The organism is Paraburkholderia sp. XV, from assembly GCF_020177535.1.
Classification (GTDB): domain Bacteria; phylum Pseudomonadota; class Gammaproteobacteria; order Burkholderiales; family Burkholderiaceae; genus Paraburkholderia; species Paraburkholderia caribensis.
Genome location: NZ_JAGUUD010000140.1, coordinates 1 through 17,699 on the forward strand (window position 1 = coordinate 1; position 17,699 = coordinate 17,699).

General features: G+C 64.3%; 17 protein-coding genes. 11 read left to right on the forward strand and 6 right to left on the reverse strand.

The window, feature by feature from the left end; translation table 11 throughout:
- Positions 1-130: 130 nt before the first annotated feature.
- A complete protein-coding gene (locus tag KFO72_RS36790; RefSeq protein ID WP_054932447.1) occupies positions 131-1,438 on the reverse strand; it encodes an MFS transporter in 1,308 nt (435 codons plus the stop codon).
- Positions 1,439-1,611: 173 nt separating this feature from the next.
- Here KFO72_RS36790 and KFO72_RS36795 point away from each other — a divergent pair, with 173 nt between their 5' ends.
- The 8 genes from KFO72_RS36795 to mdcH are packed head-to-tail and all read left to right on the forward strand — an operon-like array spanning position 1,612 to position 8,697.
- Positions 1,612-2,394 carry a GntR family transcriptional regulator gene (locus KFO72_RS36795; protein ID WP_054932448.1) on the forward strand — a complete coding sequence of 261 codons (783 nt, stop codon included), beginning with the start codon at positions 1,612-1,614 and terminating at the stop codon, positions 2,392-2,394.
- Positions 2,395-2,401: 7 nt separating this feature from the next.
- Positions 2,402-4,105 carry a malonate decarboxylase subunit alpha gene (mdcA, locus tag KFO72_RS36800; protein WP_054932449.1) on the forward strand — a complete coding sequence of 568 codons (1,704 nt, stop codon included), beginning with the start codon at positions 2,402-2,404 and terminating at the stop codon, positions 4,103-4,105.
- Between the two features lie 4 nt (positions 4,106-4,109).
- Positions 4,110-5,075 (forward strand): triphosphoribosyl-dephospho-CoA synthase, encoded by a 966-nt coding sequence (locus tag KFO72_RS36805; protein ID WP_062916319.1) that lies wholly within the window; start codon positions 4,110-4,112, stop codon positions 5,073-5,075.
- The gene (locus KFO72_RS36810; protein ID WP_035988600.1) at positions 5,075-5,380 is read left to right on the forward strand and encodes a malonate decarboxylase subunit delta; all 306 of its coding nucleotides are present in this window, start codon (positions 5,075-5,077) and stop codon (positions 5,378-5,380) included. The genes KFO72_RS36805 and KFO72_RS36810 overlap by 1 nt, the downstream gene beginning before the upstream one ends.
- On the forward strand, positions 5,377-6,264 hold the full coding sequence (locus KFO72_RS36815) for a biotin-independent malonate decarboxylase subunit beta (RefSeq protein ID WP_225034145.1): 888 nt from the start codon (positions 5,377-5,379) through the stop codon (positions 6,262-6,264). The genes KFO72_RS36810 and KFO72_RS36815 overlap by 4 nt, the downstream gene beginning before the upstream one ends.
- Positions 6,264-7,079, forward strand: a complete 816-nt coding sequence (mdcE, locus tag KFO72_RS36820) for a biotin-independent malonate decarboxylase subunit gamma (RefSeq protein WP_225034148.1) — start codon at positions 6,264-6,266, stop codon at positions 7,077-7,079. The genes KFO72_RS36815 and mdcE overlap by 1 nt, the downstream gene beginning before the upstream one ends.
- Positions 7,079-7,762: a malonate decarboxylase holo-ACP synthase gene (locus KFO72_RS36825; RefSeq protein WP_225034149.1), complete on the forward strand. Its 684-nt coding sequence runs from the start codon at positions 7,079-7,081 to the stop codon at positions 7,760-7,762. Before mdcE ends, KFO72_RS36825 begins: the two co-directional genes overlap by 1 nt.
- Positions 7,762-8,697 carry a malonate decarboxylase subunit epsilon gene (gene mdcH / locus KFO72_RS36830; protein ID WP_225034146.1) on the forward strand — a complete coding sequence of 312 codons (936 nt, stop codon included), beginning with the start codon at positions 7,762-7,764 and terminating at the stop codon, positions 8,695-8,697. The genes KFO72_RS36825 and mdcH overlap by 1 nt, the downstream gene beginning before the upstream one ends.
- A 65-nt stretch (positions 8,698-8,762) precedes the next feature.
- Here the strand turns inward: mdcH and KFO72_RS36835 are convergent, their stop codons facing one another.
- Entirely contained in the window at positions 8,763-9,356 is a 594-nt protein-coding gene (locus tag KFO72_RS36835; protein ID WP_060606841.1) for an alpha-ketoglutarate-dependent dioxygenase AlkB family protein, read from the reverse strand.
- A 147-nt stretch (positions 9,357-9,503) separates the two neighbouring features.
- Here KFO72_RS36835 and KFO72_RS36840 point away from each other — a divergent pair, with 147 nt between their 5' ends.
- A complete protein-coding gene (locus tag KFO72_RS36840) occupies positions 9,504-10,088 on the forward strand; it encodes a malonic semialdehyde reductase (protein ID WP_225034147.1) in 585 nt (194 codons plus the stop codon).
- Positions 10,089-10,128: 40 nt separating this feature from the next.
- Here the strand turns inward: KFO72_RS36840 and KFO72_RS36845 are convergent, their stop codons facing one another.
- Positions 10,129-10,443, reverse strand: a complete 315-nt coding sequence (locus tag KFO72_RS36845; RefSeq protein ID WP_054932462.1) for a hypothetical protein — start codon at positions 10,441-10,443, stop codon at positions 10,129-10,131.
- 370 nt (positions 10,444-10,813) lie between these two features.
- Between KFO72_RS36845 and KFO72_RS36850 the strand changes: the two genes are divergently transcribed.
- Complete coding sequence (locus tag KFO72_RS36850; RefSeq protein WP_060603369.1) at positions 10,814-11,974, forward strand: metallophosphoesterase; 1,161 nt, start codon at positions 10,814-10,816, stop codon at positions 11,972-11,974.
- Positions 11,975-11,994: 20 nt separating this feature from the next.
- On the opposite strand, the gene KFO72_RS36855 is transcribed toward KFO72_RS36850, so the two are convergent.
- The 3 genes from KFO72_RS36855 to KFO72_RS36865 all read right to left on the reverse strand — a co-directional run bounded on the left by KFO72_RS36855 (position 11,995) and on the right by KFO72_RS36865 (position 16,249).
- Positions 11,995-13,509 (reverse strand): acetyl-CoA hydrolase/transferase family protein, encoded by a 1,515-nt coding sequence (locus KFO72_RS36855; protein WP_060603372.1) that lies wholly within the window; start codon positions 13,507-13,509, stop codon positions 11,995-11,997.
- A gap of 134 nt (positions 13,510-13,643) precedes the next feature.
- On the reverse strand, positions 13,644-13,865 hold the full coding sequence (locus tag KFO72_RS36860) for a hypothetical protein (RefSeq protein ID WP_054932456.1): 222 nt from the start codon (positions 13,863-13,865) through the stop codon (positions 13,644-13,646).
- 206 nt (positions 13,866-14,071) lie between these two features.
- Complete coding sequence (locus KFO72_RS36865) at positions 14,072-16,249, reverse strand: FUSC family protein (RefSeq protein WP_062916314.1); 2,178 nt, start codon at positions 16,247-16,249, stop codon at positions 14,072-14,074.
- Between the two features lie 198 nt (positions 16,250-16,447).
- On the opposite strand from KFO72_RS36865, the gene KFO72_RS36870 reads away from it, so the two are divergent.
- The gene (locus tag KFO72_RS36870; RefSeq protein WP_054932458.1) at positions 16,448-17,449 is read left to right on the forward strand and encodes a LysR family transcriptional regulator; all 1,002 of its coding nucleotides are present in this window, start codon (positions 16,448-16,450) and stop codon (positions 17,447-17,449) included.
- Positions 17,450-17,699 lie beyond the last annotated feature (250 nt).

The window sequence follows — 17,699 nt, forward strand, 5'->3', positions numbered from 1 at the left end:
CCCCGCACAGGGGCGACGCCTGAAGCAAGCTAACAATTCGCGGATGCCAGCGAAAAGCGAAAGCGAAAGCAAAAGCAAAGGCAAAAGCAAAAGCAAAACCAGCCCGCGCCGCAAAGGCGCCACAAAAAAATCACTGCGGCAAAACCTCCCCTTTCGTCTCCTTAGCAAACGGAATCACAAGCAAACCGACAACAAACGCAACCGCCGTCAACGCAACAGGCACCCCAAGCGTATGCATGCTGAGCACAGCCGCCCCGAGCAGAAAATTCACCCCCGCCCCGACAAACCGCCCAAACGAAGTACAAAAAGCAAAAGCGGTTGCGCGAACGCGCGTTTCGAACAACTCCGGCAGCCACAGGCTAAACAGCGCGAAATTCCCACCAAAGAACCCAAGCACAAACAGCCACGCAATAAACGGCGCTAACCCGTTAGGCAAATAGAAAGCCCATCCAAAGCTTCCAATAATCGCCACCGCCATCCCGGCAAAATACACCGCCAGCGTCTTCTTACGCCCAAACCGCTCAGCAAGCGGCGGCAACGCAAGACACCCAAGAATCGTCCCGATCGACAGCAACCCCGTCGCGATCGAAGCCATCTTCAACGCCTCAGGCTTCGCCATGCCAGCCCGCGTCGCAAGTTGAATGACGGCCGACGGCTCATACACAGCACCCGCCCACAACCCAATAATCGCGATCGTCAACAGCGCACACATCACCCAGGTACGGCGCCGATACGTCGGCCCAAAAATCTCGCGCATCGGGCTCGCACGCACCGCATCGCGCGACTCGGCCCGTTGCCATTTGTCCGACTCCTTCACCCGCGTGAGAATCATGATCGCAACGACCACGGGCACGGCGCCCGTCAGGAACATCGCGCGCCAGCCGAAATGCACGCCAATCGTGTAGTTCAACGCGGCAGCCAGGAAAAAGCCCGCGTAGTAACCCGTCTGCAGATACCCCGCGCCCATCTTGCGGCGATCCTCCGGCCACGCCTCGGCCACATAGGTCCCCGCCAACGCCCATTCGCCGCCAATGCCCACCCCCGCAATGAAGCGATAAATGCCCAACTCCCACACGTTGTGCGCCGTCGCCGACAGCCCGGTGAAGATCGCAAACGTAAAGATCGTGCCCGCCAGCACCTTCGTGCGGCCAAATCGGTCCGCAAGCGGCCCCCAGATGAACGACAACCCCCAACCCACCAGGAACAGCGCAAACAGAATCGAACCGGCAAGTCCAATGTTCGCGGGCGTCGCCGCATAACCCGAGCGCGGCAGCAACTCCGTCAGCGCCGGCGTCAGCACCAGCGCATAAATGAACGAATCCATCCCGTCCAGCGTCCATCCCGCCCACGCCCCCCAAAAACCGGCGATCTGCGACCGGTTGAGCGGCGTCTTCTGCCGCACGGTTCCCGCACGGTCCGATATCGAAGAATTCAACATGCTCCTGCTCCTCCATGTACTACGGTTGGATTGGGTAACCGTCACGGCACGACATCCCTGTTGCGTGCGGGCCGCCGCATGCAAGAGAACACGCGCGTCAGCGCCGTGCCTTTTTGAAAACCCCGGGTTTGCCCGCTAGAAATTCGTCGTTTTTATATATAATATTTGATGTCATGAACAACGCAACCGGTGGTTTTCCCCTGGACAGCGCCCCGCGCGTCCCCCTGCTGCCCACGGCACATGAGCCGCGGCCCAGCACTTCGCGTGTGATCGCGGAGGCGCTGCGCACGGCGATCGTCGAAGGCACGCTTCAGCCTGGCGCGCCGCTGCGCCAGGACGCGATCGCGCGGCACTTCTCGGTCAGCGCAATTCCCGTGCGCGAGGCGCTGCGTCAGCTGGAAAGCGAAGGCTGGGTGAAAGTCGAACTGAACAAGGGCGCGAGCGTCGCGCAGCTCACGCCCGCCGAAGCGCGCGAAATCTACGAGATCCGTTCGGCGCTCGAAAGCCTCGCCATCGCACTGGCCATTCCGAATCACACGTCCGAGTCGCTGCGCGAAGCGGCGGCCCTCTGCAAGGCCGCCGAGAGCGAACCGGACCCCACACGCTACGTGGCGCGCAACGAAGCGTTCCACACCGCCCTGTATGCACCCGCCAACCGCCCTCAGCTCGCGGAGATGATCGCGGCGCTGCACCGGCGCGGCGAGCGCTATCTGAGACTGAAATTCGGCTTGCCCGCATACAAGGGCGAATCCGATGCCGAACACCTGGACATCCTTGCCGCCGTCGAGCGCAAGGACATCGCCGCCGCCCAGTCGCTCATCTCCGCTCACCTGCTGGGCACGGGCGAACTGGTCTATCGTTTCTTGACGGAACGCGCGCAGGCGGAAGCCGCCGCAGCCACGCCGCGCAGAAAGCGCGGGCGGCCCGCGCGCACTCCAACCACTATCGGGAGTTGAAGCACCGATGAATCAGCGAATCGAATCAGCCAGGCTCGAGCTGGCACAGTCAACGGGAGCGCAGCCGGGCTCGAATGCCGTGCGTTCCTGGACCACCAAACGCGACGAGAAGCGACGCAGGCTCGCCGCGATCGCGCCCTGGCTCGAAGACGGCATCCTGCCCGCGCACCGGATCATCGATGCGCTCGAAACGCTGATCCGTCCCGGCGATCGGGTCGCGCTCGAAGGCGACAACCAGAAACAGGCCGACTTTCTGTCGCGCTCGTTCGCGAAGGTCGATCCGCAGAAAGTGCACGACGTGCATCTGCTGATTTCGAGCATCAGCCGCCCGGAGCATCTGACGCTCTTCGAGAGAAACATTGCGCACCGGGTCGATTTCGCATTCGCTGGCCCGCAGAGCCTGCGCGTCGCGCAACTGCTCGAAGACGGCCAGCTCGAAATCGGTGCAATCTATACCTACGTCGAACTGTACGCACGCATGTTCGTCGACCTGACGCCGAACGTCGCGCTGCTGTGCGCGGAAAAGGCCGACCGGCACGGCAATCTCTATACCGGCCCGAACACGGAAGACACGCCGACCATCGCCGAAGCCGCCGCGTTCCGGCATGGCATCGTGATCGTGCAGGTCAACGAGATCGTCGATGAACTGCCGCGCGTCGACATTCCCGCTTCGTGGGTCGACGTGGTCGTCGAGGCCGACCGCCCGTTCGCCGTCGAGCCGCTATTCACACGCGATCCGCGCCATATCGGCGATTTGCAGGTGCTCACCGCGATGATGGTCATCAAGGGCATCTACGAGCCGTACGGCGTGACGTCGCTGAATCACGGCATCGGTTTCGACACGGCCGCCATCGAGCTGCTGCTGCCCACTTACGGCGAATCGCTCGGGCTGAAGGGCAAGATCTGCCGCAACTGGACGCTCAACCCGCATCCCACGCTGATTCCCGCCATCGAATCGGGTTGGGTCGACAGCGTGCATTGTTTCGGCAGCGAAGTCGGCATGGAGGCGTATGTCGAAGCACGCCCCGACGTGTTCTTCACGGGCAGCGACGGCACGTTGCGCTCGAACCGCGTGCTGTGCCAACTGGCCGGGCAATACGGCGTCGATCTGTTCATCGGCTCGACGCTGCAGATAGACGGCGACGCGAATTCGTCGACGGTCACGCGTGGGCGTCTGGCGGGCTTCGGCGGCGCGCCGAACATGGGCCACGATCCGCGCGGCCGCCGTCATTCGAGCGAAGCGTGGCTCAAGCTGCTGAAAGACGAAGGCCCCGTCTCGCGCGGCAAGAAGCTCGTCGTGCAACTGGCGGAAACCTACAAGAAAGGCGGCGAGCCGACGTTCGTCGATGAACTCGACGCCGTAGCCGTCGGCGCGAAAAGCGGTATGCCCATCGCGCCCGTGATGATCTACGGCGACGACGTCAGCCACGTCGTGACGGAAGAAGGCATCGCGCATCTGCACAAGGCCGAAGGCGTCGAAGAGCGGCGCGCGGCTGTCGCGGCCGTCGCCGGCGTGACGCCGATCGGCTTGCGCGCAAAGCCGGAGAAGACGGCAGAACTGCGCCGCCGCGGCATCGTCGCGTATCCCGAAGATCTCGGCATTCGCCGCGGCGAAGCGAAGCGCTCGCTGCTCGCGGCACGCAGCATCGACGATCTCGTCACGTGGTCGGGCGGGCTCTATACGCCGCCGGCACGTTTCCGCAGCTGGTGATGCAATGGCCGTGCAATACGCTATCCCGCTCGACGCGGGCACGCTTCAGCGTGCCAACGCCCGCTGTCTGCCTCGCGCCGATGCCGCGCCGTGCGATGCCACACTCGCGCGATTCGCGGTCGAATCGCTGATCGACGAAGCGCAACTGACGCCGAAACCCGCGCTCGTCGATGGGCGCGGCAGCGGCGCGCATCGCGATCTGGACTTGCCGCTGATGCTGCGCTCCGCCCGCTCGCTCGAACCGGCTTTCGCGGCGCTCGCGCGCGCTTCGCGCGGCCGCCTGCCGTCGGCGACGCTGCGCGCGGAGCTCGCGCAGATCGGACGCGCCGGCGAACTGGACATGATGCGCGCGACGAACGGCAGCAATGCACATCGCGGCGCGATCTGGATCGTCGGCCTGCTGGTGGCGGGCGCGGCCATCGTTGCCGCCGATGACGCCAACGCCTTGCGCGAACTGCATCCCTATGAGCGCACGCATTCGCACGCCACGCGCGTCTGTGAACTCGGTGCGCGGATCGCCTGCTTTCCGGACCGCTTCGCCGCGCCCGTCGACAGCCACGGCGAGCGCGTGCGTCGACGGTTCAACGTCGGCGGCGCGCGTCAGGAAGCGCAGGACGGTTTCCCGCACGTGATCGGCGTCGGCCTGCCCGCGTTGCGCGCGGCGCGCTCGAAAGGCATCGGCGAAAACGCCGCGCGTGTCGACACGCTGCTCGCGATCATGGCCTCGCTCGACGATACCTGCCTGTTGCATCGCGCCGGTCTCGCCGGTCTGCATGCGGGGCAACGCGGCGCACGGGCCGTGCTCGCGGCGGGCGGCGTCACGACGGCGGCGGGACGCGCCGCGTTCGACGCGCTCGAAACCGCGCTGCTTTCGCTCAACGCTTCTCCCGGCGGCGCAGCCGATCTGCTCGCCGCCACCCTCTTCATCGACAAGCTGGCGCGTTACGCCCCAGCGGGAGCTGAAAACTGATGGAACAGATGACTTTCGACTATCCGGCGCAACGCGCGATCACGACGCGCTCGCATGTGGGCGTGGTCGGCTCGGGCGATCTCGAAGTGCTGCTGTCGCCCGCCGGCGCGATGAAAGCGACCGTGACGGTGCGCACCAGCGTCGACGGCTATGGGCATATCTGGAAGAGCGTGCTCGACCGCTTCTTCACGCGCTATGACGGCGCGGCGCAGATCGAGATCAACGACTTCGGCGCGACACCGGGCGTGGTGGCGCTGCGTCTCGCAGAAGCCATCGAGGCGGCAGACGAAGGAGCAAGCGCATGAGCACCGCCACGATACAGAACCCGCCGCCGATGCCCATGCTGCGCGACAGCTTCATCGAACTGACGGCGCGCGAGCGCGCCCGCGCGCTGCTCGACGCAGGCACGTTCCGCGAACTGCTCGGCCCGTTCGACCGCATCGAATCGCCGTGGCTGCCGTTGCAAGGCATCGTCTGCCAGGCCGACGACGGCGCGGTGATCGCGCGCGGCACGATCGACGGCCAGCCCGCCGTGGTCGCCGCGATCGAGTCGGCATTCCAGGGCGGCAGCATCGGCGAAGTGTCGGGCAGCAAGATCGCGGCGGCGCTGGAACTCGCGCTGCGCGATTGCGAGCGCGGCAAGATCGTGCGGCCCGTCGTGCTGTTCGAAACGGGCGGCGTGCGCTTGCAGGAAGCGAATCTGGGGCTGGCCGTGATCGCGGAAATGCAGGCGGCGATCGTCGCGTTGCGGCGCTACGTGCCCGTGGTCGGCGTGATCGCGGGCATGGTCGGATGTTTCGGCGGCATGTCGCTCGCGGCCGGGCTGTGCTCGTATCTGATCGCGACGAAACAGGGGCGCCTCGGCATGAACGGCCCGGAGGTGATCGAACAGGAAGCGGGCATCGAGGAACTCGATTCGAGCGACCGGCGCCGCGTGTGGCAGATGATCGGCGGTGAGCAACGCGCGGCGACGGGTCTTGCCGACGCGCTCGTCGACGACGACACGCACGCCGTCCAGGCGGCGGTTCGCGACGTGTTCGCGCGCGGCGTGCCGGCGGCGCATCGCACGGAACAGGTGGCCGAGTATCTGGAGCGGCTTGCACGCATCGATCCCGCCAACGTCACGCCCGAAACAATGCGCGACGTGTTCAAGGCAAACGAAGCGGCCACGCCGCGCAAGGAGCAATGATGAGCGATACGGTACTGACGCGCGGCATGCGCTGGTTCAACGCGCTCGCAGGCGACACGTCGACGGCCGCGCCCGTCTGGTCCGGCGAGGCTTCGCTCGGCAACGAGACGGCGACCTTCTTCTCCGTGGTCCCCGACCCCGACAATCGCTTTCCGCGCGCGCGCGACAACGTCGTCGGACTCGAACAGGGCTGGAAGCTTGCGCAAGCGGTGCGCGAAGCGGTGGCGCGCGATGCGTCGTCGGAACACAAGCGGCCCATCGTGGCGATCGTCGATGTCAAAAGCCAGGCGTATGGATATCGCGAAGAGACGCTCGGCATTCATCTGGCGTGCGCATCGGCTGTCGATGCGTATGCGAGCGCGCGTGACGCGGGGCACCCTGTCGTCGCGCTGATCGTCGGTCCGGCGATGTCGGGCGCATTCCTCGCCCACGGCTATCAGGCGAACCGGATCGTCGCGCTCGATGCGCCCGGCACGTTGGTGCACGCGATGGGCAAGGAAGCCGCCGCGCGCGTGACGCGCCGCACGGTCGAAGACCTCGACAAGCTCGGCGAAACCATCACGCCGATGTCGTACACGATGGCGTCGTTCGCAAAGCTCGGGTTGCTCGACAAGCTGATCGAAGGCGTCGATGCCGACGCGCCCACTCCGGCGCAAGTCGAAAGCGTGCGCAGCGTGCTCGCGGAAGCGGCGAACAGCGCACGCTCGGATACGCGCGGGCTGTCGCGGCGGCTGGAGTCGGATGCGGCGAAAAAGACGCGCGCTGCGTCGATCGAAGTGCGGCGGCGGCTCGCCGAACAGTGGGACGCCGCGTGATGCGAGTCTGCGCGGCCGCTCCGTTTGCTCCGGACGATGCGCCCATTGCCGACGCTCTGCGCTGGCAAGCGCACGACATCGTGCGCTTGCGGCGGCTCGAATCGTTCGATAACGAACCGGCGTGGGTTCGCGCCGCGTTCGCGCGCGCCCCGTTCGCCGTCGTGCGGCGGGCGCAGGCGCCGGCGGGATGGATAGCCATCGGGCTGCGCGGCGCGGCGCGCAATGAGCGGTATGGAACATGGGCGCGTAGCGACGATATCGAGGTTGTATTGAGCCCCGAAGCGCTGTCGTCGCTGCCTTGCGCGCTGGCTGCGGGTCGCGCTGGCTTGCCTGTTTTCGTCGCGCTGGATGCGTTGCGACGCGACACGTCAAGCCTTGGCTCTTTCATTTGGGGACCGACAGGAAGCGTCGGTTTCGAACTTGCGACCGGCAAGCCAACGGCCACCGCAACCAGCGATCTCGATCTATTGATACGGATACCGAATCATTTATCACGCAATGAAGCGCAACGCCTCTTGGCAAGACTTGACGAACATGCCGCACACGCAGGCATCCGCATCGACGTACAGCTCGAAACGCCCGCTGGCGGCGTCGCGCTCGCCGAATACGCGTCTGGAAAAGCGCGTGTAATGGCGCGGCATGCGAGCGGTCCACGGCTCATCGTCGATCCGTGGGCGCTGTAATGCTCGCGTATCTTTTCCCGGGCCAGGGCGCGCAAACGGAAGGCTTCCTGCATCGCCTCGGCACACAACCGGTTATTCAGACAACGCTCGACGAAGCATCCGCGGTGCTGAACCTCGACGTGCTGACGCTCGACACGCAAGCAGCGCTCGAATCGACCGTCGCCGTGCAGACGGGCCTGCTGATCGCAGGCGTCGCGATGCAGCGCGCGCTCGCGACCGAAGGACTGGCGCCCGAACTGAGCGCGGGTTTGTCGGTGGGTGCCTACGCAGCCGCTGTGAGTTGCGGCGCAATCGACTTCGCGGATGCGCTGCTGATGGTGCGCAAGCGCGCCGAACTGATGGAAACCGCGTATCCGCGCGGCTATGGCCTGTCAGCGATTGCCGGGCTCACAGAACACGAAATCGAGAAGCTCGCCGACGCGCAGGCGCGCGACGCCGCCGCGCGCGTGTACGTCGCCAACGTGAATGCACCGCGTCAGATCGTCATGGCCGGCTCGGACGCCGCGCTCGATGCATTCAACGCGCGCGCGCTAGCAGCAGGCGCGCGCAAGGCGACGCGGCTCGCCGTCAGCGTGCCGTCGCATTGCGAACTGCTCGCGGCAGCCGCCGACGCACTGACGGACTACGCGCGCAGTGTCCCGTTTCGCGCGCCGTCGAGCGGCTATATCGGCAATCGCGGCGGCCGGGCGCTGCATACGGCGGATGCCGTGCGCGACGATCTCGCCACGAACATGCGCCACACGGTCCGCTGGTTCGACGCGCTGACCGTGATGATCGAAATGGGCGCGAAGGTGTTCGTCGAAGCCCCGCCCGGCCAGGTGCTGACCGATATCGTGCGGGATCAGTATCCGGACACGGCCGCGATTGCCGCGAGCACACTGCCCTTCGAGCGGCTCGCGCCGACTATCCATCGACGCCTCGAATCGGCCGCCTGAAACCGATTCCTTATGCGCATAAATTTTTTAAATTTTTAATGCGCGTGTAGCAAGCGCATGCGCGGCTAGCGCCCTGGCGTGACGAAGCGGAAAGTCAGATTGACGCGTTCGCCCTGCACTTTCGGCTCCTTGGGCACGCGATGCCGCCACTCGGCCTGCGTCCGTCCGCGCATCACGAGCAGGCTCCCGCCCTTCAGCTGATACGACTGCACGACGTGCGTCTTGTTGTGCTGCAGGTCGAAGCGTCGTGCCGCGCCGAGACTGACGGACGCGATCACCGGCTCCTTGCCGAGTTCGGGCTCGCGGTCCGCGTGCCAGCCCATGCTGTCGGCGCCGCTGCGATAGCGGTTGAGCAGCACGCTGTTGAACGCCGCGCCGCACGTTGCTTCGACGGCGGCTTTCAGCTCCGCCACGGCGGGCGTCCACGGCGACGGCACGTTGCGGATACCCGAATACACATAGACGGCGTCGGGCTCGCCTTGCCATGCCGTCAGGCGCGGCAACGGCACGCGGCCGGCGGGCGTGAACATCGAATCCTGTTGCCAGGCGACTTCGCCGACGATGCGCGCAAGCAGCATGGCGGCGGCATCGGGCGCGAGCCAGTCGGGAAACCACGCCACATCGGGCGTCGGCACATCGTCGAACAGATCGGCGGACATTGCGTTGCGATCGCGGGCGCACAACACCGCATGGCGCTCGCGAAACCTCTCTTCACAGGAAACAGCGGGTATTATCGAACGCGCCGCGGCAGCGGGTCATCCGCCAGCTTGCGCTTTCATTCGACTTTCGTCATTCAGCCCATCATCATGATTCTTTCCGACGACGCTCTCGATCAACTTTTCCGCACCGCTCGCACGCACAACGGCTGGCAGCAGCGGTCCGTGGACGATGCGCTTCTCAGGCAGCTGATCGAGCTCGTTCTGCTCGGCCCGACCTCGGCCAATTCGAGCCCCGCGCGCTTCGTGTTCGTGAAGACGCCAGAAGGCAAGGCGCGGCTGAGTCCCGCGCTGTCCGCAGGCAATCTGGAAAAAACGATGGCCGCGCCCGTCACGGTGATCGTCGGCATGGACATGGCCTTCTATGACCATCTGCCGAAGCTCTTCCCGCACGCCGACGCACGCAGCTGGTTCGCGGGCAACGAAGCCGCGATCGCCGACACCGCGTTTCGCAACTCGACGCTGCAAGGCGGCTATCTGATCATGGCCGCGCGTGCGCTCGGTCTCGACACGGGCGCGATGTCCGGCTTCGACAAAGCCAAAGTCGATGCCGAATTCTTCGCCGGCACGACGATCCGGTCGAACTTCCTGATCAATCTCGGCTACGGCGACGCGTCGAAGCTGTTCCCGCGCAGCCCGCGTTTCTCGTTCGACGAAGCAGCGCAAATCATATGACGCGCGTAGACGTCGCCCTGCGCGCCTCGCGCGGGCCGCGTCAGCTTGCCATCAGCGCAACGTAGAACACGATCGCGCCGATCAGCGCGCCGACGAAGCAGAAACCCTCTTCCGCCTCGTCGCCGCGCGATCGCAGCCATGCCGCGACCACGCCGAACAGGCCCGCCACGCCGAGCGCGACGAACACCATCACGACGTAGAAGAGCGCGGTGCGCCCCAGTTCGGAAAAGTCGACGTACTGGACGCCGTAGTAGACGCCAAGCGCCATCAGCGACAGCACGACCATAGGCAGCATCACATGACTGCCTTCGTGGCCGAGGTGATGCTCGCGATGCACGAACTTTGTCGTTTTCATCATTCGTCTCCTCCCGAACCGCAAACCGATTGGGCGATCAGGCGCTGCTGCCGCCCGCAGGGGAGTTTCGCGCGCCCAGCCCCCCGGGAACCGACGCGACGCCTGCCGCCAGCAGTCACGCTCAATTCCAGAATAGTCCGTTCATGCGCTCAATTCAATAGCCATTTAATAAGCATTTAATCGGCATGACGAACAACTTGCGGCGCACGTATGCTGCATTGCAACGCCCAAATAGTGCGCGTGCCTCGACATGTCCGTACGGCTTCGGCAAGCGCGCTGAACTACTTGTAGAATGACTGGCCGCCGCTCTGCAAACGGCGCGCGCTTTCTGCGACTCACCTGCCGCGCGATCCGCGCCCCACTTCCACCTATGCGCCGCCTATCGTTCTTCATCCGGATCATTGCCATCGGCATCCTGCTGCATGTGTATGTCGGCATCCGGATCATTCCCGAACTGCCCGTCGATGCCGCCGTGAAAGGGCTGTGCGCGCTGTGGCTCGTGCTGTCCGTGCTGCTGATTCCCGTCGGCATGGTCGCGCGCTCGCTCCAGCGGCAGCCGCTCGGCGACTGGCTCGCGTGGGCGGGGCTGATCGCGCTGGGACTTTTTTCGTCCCTGCTCGTGCTGACGTTCGCGCGCGAACTGCTGCTGCTCGTCGTGATGATCGTTCACGCGATCTCACCAGAAGCGCTGAATCCCGCGCGCTGGGAGATCAATAGCGCGAGCGCAGTGCCGCTGCTCGCGCTGCTGTCGACAGCCATTGGCTTTTTCAATGCGCGGCGCCGTGCGCGTGTCGTGTCGATCGATGTGCCGATCAAAGACCTGCCGCACGCGCTCGACGGCTTCACGATCGTGCAGATCAGCGACATTCACGTCGGGCCGACCATCAAGCGCGGTTACGTCGATGCGATCGTCGATGCCGTGAACCGGCTCGAACCGGATCTGATCGCCGTGACGGGCGATGTCGTCGACGGCAGCGTCGAGCATCTCGCCGACCACACGCGTCCGCTGTCGCGACTGAGCGCGCGACATGGCGCGTATCTGGTGACGGGGAACCACGAATATTATTCAGGCGCCCATGCGTGGATCGCCGAGTTTCAGCGGCTCGGCCTGCATGTGCTGCTCAACGAGCATGTCGTCGTCGAGCACGATGGCGCGCAAGCGGTGATCGCGGGCGTCACCGACTTTTCCGCGGGGCACTTCGATCCCGCGCACGAGAGCGATCCCGCTGCGGCACTCGAAGGCGCGCCTGGCGACGTGCTGATCAAGGTGCTGCTCGCCCACCAGCCGCGCTCGGCGGAAGCGGCGGCCGATGCAGGCTTCACGCTGCAACTGTCCGGCCATACGCATGGCGGCCAGTTCTTCCCTTGGAATTTTGCGGTACGGCTGCAACAGCCCTTTGTGGCCGGTCTGTCGCGGCTCGACGACCTGTGGGTCTATACGAGCCGCGGGACGGGATATTGGGGACCACCCAAGCGTCTGGGCGCGCCGTCGGAAATTACACGCTTGCGTCTGGTCGGCGGCGGCGCCTGACGTTAGTTACTCTCCTTACCTCACGCTGTGACGTTTCGCTCCGGCAGCATCGATCCCGTTTCCTGAAAACGCGCATGCCATGCGAACGCCTCGCGCAACACGTGCGGCGTTTGCCCGCCGAAGCGCAGCGCGTCGCGATAGTAATCGCGCAGCAGATCGCGATACAGCGGATGCACGCACTTGTCGATAATCAGCGACGCCCGTTCGCGCGGCGCGAGTCCGCGCAGGTCCGCCAGGCCGATCTCCGTCACGACGATATCGACATCATGCTCGTTGTGGTCCACGTGCGGCACCATCGGCACGACGCTCGAAATCGCGCCGTCCTTCGCGATCGATTTCGTCGCGAAGATCGCGCACGACGCGTTGCGCGCGAAGTCGCCCGAACCGCCGATGCCGTTCATCATGTGCGTGCCGCCGACATGCGTTGAATTCACGTTACCGTAGATATCGAATTCGAGCGCCGTGTTCAGCGCGATCAGACCCAAACGGCGAATCACCTCCGGATGGTTGCTGACTTCTTGCGGGCGCAGCACGAGCCGGTCGCGATAGCGCGCGAGATCGCCGAACACCTGGGCCTGGCGCTTTTCCGTCAACGTGATCGACGCGCCCGATGCGAACGTAACCTTGCCCGCATCCATCAGATCGAAGGTCGAATCCTGCAGGACTTCCGAGTAGATCGTGAACGGCTCGAACGGCGAGTCGGCGAAACCGGCCAGCACCGCATTCGCAATCGTGCCGATGCCAGCCTGCAACGGCGGCAACGGCGAGGGCATGCGTCCATGCGAGACCTCGTGCTGCAGGAACTCGATCAGATGAGCGGCGATCAGCGCGGTGTCTTCGTCAGCGGGCAATGCCGTCGACGGGCTGTCAGGCTTGTCGGTGATGACGATGGCGGCGATCTTCTCAGGCGGGATCTCGATCGCCGTGGTGCCAACACGATCGCTCGGGCGCACCAGGGGCAGCGGATCGCGATGCGGACGGCGGCCCGGAATCCAGATATCGTGCAGGCCTTCGAGCGCGAGCGGCTGCGCCAGATTGATTTCGACGATCACCTTGTCGGCGAGAATCGCGAAGCTCGCCGAGTTGCCGACCGATGTGGTCGGCACGATGCCGCCTGTCTCGGTGATCGCGACGGCTTCGATGATCGCGACGTCGAGCTTGCCGAGCTGGCCGGCGCGCAACATTTCGACGGTCTCCGACAGATGCTGGTCGACGAACATCACGTCGCCGCGATTGATCGCCTTGCGCAACGTGTTGTCGACCTGGAACGGCAGACGGCGCGCGAGCACGCCCGCATCCGTCAACAGGCTGTCGACGCCATGACCCAGCGAGGCGCCCGTGATCAATGTGATACGCAGCGGCTTGCCTTCGCTGCGCGCGCGTTCGGCCAGCGCAACGGGAACCGCCTTTGCATCGCCCGCGCGCGTAAAGCCGCTCGCGCCGACGCGCATGCCATTGTCGATCAGCAGCGCTGCCTGCGCCGCCGATGTGATCTTGCCGCGCACCGCGGCACAGCGAATCCGGTCTTCGTACATGATGAAAGTCTCTCCGATGTCACGCTCGCGAAAGCCGGAGTGCACGTCTTGTTGTCGGTGTGCGTCGTCCGGCTGCCGCTCGATTTCCGCTCAGCCCGCCTGATGCGTCAGGCGGCCGCGCGATGCCGTTCTGGTCAGCTACCGAAATACATCACGCAGTAGCTCACGGGACCGACGCACTCATCGGCCTTTTTCGCCCGTTTCACGACGGGACGCTGCGCTTCGGGTTGCGCGACGCTTGCTGCGTTCGCCTGTGCGACCTGTTGCGCGCTTTCGTCCGCCGGCGCCGTCTGCGCGTGCGCAAGCGCCGCGGCGGACAACGAACAGGCAATCAGGACCCACTTCAGCGCTTTCATTTCAATCTCTCCAGTTGTTTCAATGGCTGCGTAAGCAGTGATTCCAATATATGACTGAGATCGACGTGGATTAAGAGGGACGGCTGGAAGGCATTCTTCCTGGTTGCGGCAAGATCGGTTTGGGCGGGGATTGTCGCGTTTGCGCCGGGCGTCGTGCCGGCGCAAAAGACTGTTGTGTCGATTACGCCGTTCGAGATTTGCCGGGATCAACGCGTATCGAATGGCGCGCCTTTGTCGAGCAGCGCCGTGCGGATGAAATGCAGGCAGCTGAGGATACGCTGCTGATCGTGACGTTTCTCGCGATCCGTGTGGACGGCTTCCAGCACTTGCTGCACCACCCGCATCGCCGCACGCACGGAGATTTGCGTTCGCTCGGCATGGTCACGGTCGGGCCGCTCGAACAGCTGCGCGAGATCGCGCGTGACGCGATCCAGAGACGGCTTCCATCGGGCGTGCGCGTCGCTTGCGTAGGTGGCACGCTCGATCTCGCTGCGCAGATCGATGGCGGCATGGCCGACTTCGAGCGTGACGAGCATCCATCTGAGCGCGTTGCGATGGCGTCGCGAGCGCTTCGGCAACAGCATGCGCAGCTGGTGCATCAGATCGTGCGTACTCGACTGGAAACGTTGCGCGAGGCCCGTCAGCGGCGCCGTGCACGCAAGCGTCACCTGGCCGCGCAAGTCGCCTTCGATACGCGCGATCAGCCACGGCATCTGCACCGGGAAGACGATCGCGGCGCCAATCGCCGTCACGAGCATCGACACGACGATCGCGATGCCGTTGTTGATCAGCAGATCGGGCGCGTAGGCCACGACGTTGTCGGGCGCGGCGAGCAGGCAGAAAAAGACTGTGAATCCGACGCCGTAACCCGCTGTCTTCGTCCGCGACGCGAAGAAGGTGCCGACGGCGAGCACGGGCGCGAGCATCGCGCACAGCAGCGGGAAACCATCGACGGCGGGATAGACGTAGCACGTGACCAGATAGCCGGCGAGCGTCGCGCACGCCGCGCCGACCGCCATCTGCAGCGCAAGCCTGACGGGGTTCGGCGCCGATGAAGTCAGCGCGCAGGTGAGCGCCGCGCCGATCACGGCCATGCCGCCGCTCGGCCAGTTCGTCGCGATCCAGAACGCGCTGATCGCGCCGACTACCGCCGCCGTGCGCGCGAACGTGCAAGCGACCACGAATGCATTGGTTCGGCTGACGTAGCGCACGGGCGGCCGCTCGCGCGCCGGATTGTGATTGGTCTCCAGCGACGCATACGTGTCGATGTAGCGAATGAACTCGACGACGAAGCGATACAGCAGTTCGCCCGCTGTATCGAAATCGGGCAGACATTGCGGCTCATCCGATTCCAGCGGACGGCGTGTCGCGCGCATTCTTGCGGGCAGCGTCGCCTGAAAGGCTTTGAGTCTGATCGCGATGCGAGCGGCATCCGATGAATCGAAGCGGCGCTCTTTGTGTACACCGAGTAATTGCGAAAGCTCGTGAAAATATGGCGCAGTCGCTTGCACGACCTGGACAGACGGATTGCCGCGCAAGCGCTTTCTCAACTGATGCAGCGCATGCAGTCGCGCGCAAATGTCCATGAACTCGTGGTTCAACCTTGCAAGCACCTGACTGCGCGAGCGCATGCCAGGGTCCTCGAAAGCGGCGAACGCGCGCGTGGCCTCGAAGCCCACGACTTCATCGACGAGGTCCGCGAAATAGCGCTCGGAGGTGCCGCGCTCGACGGCCCCATCGAGCACGTTCATAGCGAAAGCAGTAAAATCGAGATGCCTAGATTGCAGTGCGTTTTGCAGCGCGAGGCTCGATCGACGCGGCACGATCAGCGCGCTGACAGCCGCCGAGCAGATAATGCCGATCGCCACTTCCGCGGCGCGCGTCAACGCGGCGAGGAACAGCCCATTCGGTTCCATCACGGTCGGAATGCCGATCAACGCCGCGGTATAGCCAGCCAGCACGAAGCCATACCAACGAAAATGCCGATACCGGACCGCCGCCGCCACGCACGCGCCCATCCAGGCCGTGATGCCGAGCATGTACAGCTCGGGCTGCTGCGCGAACAGCGCGCCCAGCAGCAGCGCGGCCAGCATGCCGACGAACGTCCCGACGATCCGATAAAAGCTCTTTGCCAGCACCATCCCGCTGAACGGCTGCATCAGAACGAACACCGTTGTCATCGCGGTGCGCGGTTGCTGCAGTTCGAGCAGCATCGCGATGCCCAGTGCGAGCAGCGCGGCCAATACCGTCTTGAACAGATGAAGCCAGATGAGGCCGTCGGTGGTCGCCCACTCCGCGCCGGCGTCGGCGATCGCACGCAGCATGCCAGCTCGCGATCCGAAAGTATCGGACGACACTTGCTTGATCGCATGCTGGCGTTTCATAGATTGATACCGCGCTGGGTCCTAGTCGGAGGAATGCGCGAAATGTCCTGACGCACGCCTGGCCTGAAAGCGCCGATTGTAGGAGCCGACAAAGCGTGGATTAACGGGAGGCGTCGGGAACGTCCCTTCCAGATCGCTCAACAATGGCGACCCGCGACAGGCGGACAATAACGTTTTGATGTCGATCAAGAAGGATTGATGGATACGTTACAAAACATGCGAGTGTTCGTGCGCGTCGTCGAAGCGGGTAGCTTCACGGCAGCGGCGCAGTCACTCAATACGACGACGGGCGCGATGTCTCGTGCGGTTTCAGAACTCGAGGCGCATTTGCGGACGCGTCTGCTGAATCGATCGACACGGCGCCTCGCTTTGACGACTGCCGGTGAGACATATCTGAAGCGATGTCAGCAGATTCTTGCTGATATCGACAATGCCGAAGAGGAGGCGAGTGGCGCGCATGAGCGTCCGTCGGGCGTGCTGCGGATGCATAGCTTTGCGAGCATCGGGCAGCATTATGTGTTGCCGGCCATTTCGCGGTATCGCGCGCAGTATCCTGAAGTGGCCGTCGAACTGACGCTCTCGCAGCAGTTGCCCGATCTGTTCGAGGGAAGCGCCGATGTGGCTGTCGTGGGGGCGTCGACGCTGCCCAATTCGGATCTCGTGTCGCTCTTGCTTGGCACGACGTTCAGCATTCTGTGCGCGTCGCCTGCGTATATTCACGCACACGATGCGCCAAAAACGCCCGCCGATCTGCTGCATCATGACTGTCTGTTGCTCAAGACCCCCGCTTTTCCGACCAGCGAATGGACACTCGATGGCCCTAACGGCAGCGAAGTGCTGAATGTGAATGGGCCTGTGCAGGTGAATATCGCCGAATCGCTGATCGTCGCGATTCGTGAGGGAATTGGGATCGGGATATTGCCGTTGTACGCCGCCATCGATGGATTGCGGACAGGGTCACTCGTGCGCGTGTTGCCGGAGTACACGCTGCAGAAGATGAATGTTTATGCGCTGTATCCGTCGCGCAAGTTTATCGATGCGAAGACGCGGACCTGGGTGGAGTTTTTGCGGACGCATTTGCCGCAGGTTATTGCTCGCGATGTCGCGCTGCTGGAAGAAGTCGGCCGCCAGAATGTTGCCGCCGATGATGTACTGCGCACGAGTGAAGGTAGCGTTGCTACACGGCGGGTTAAGTCGTGAGGTGAGATGCGTGGCCGGCGGGTTTGCGTTGTTGGCTGGGTCGTCGGCTGAGCAGGATCTGCGTATGACAGTTGTCTGTCGACAAGGCGGTGTTGTTACGGCTATCGCGTGACGGTTATACGGCGTGATGTCGACCGGGGATGGAGGGGATGGTTGCGACTCTTGGCAGGGCCGCTGGCTCGACGTTAAAAACATGCGCCCCAAACGCCAAGACCCCGCTTTTGAGGGCGGGGTCTTGTCTTGGGTAAGG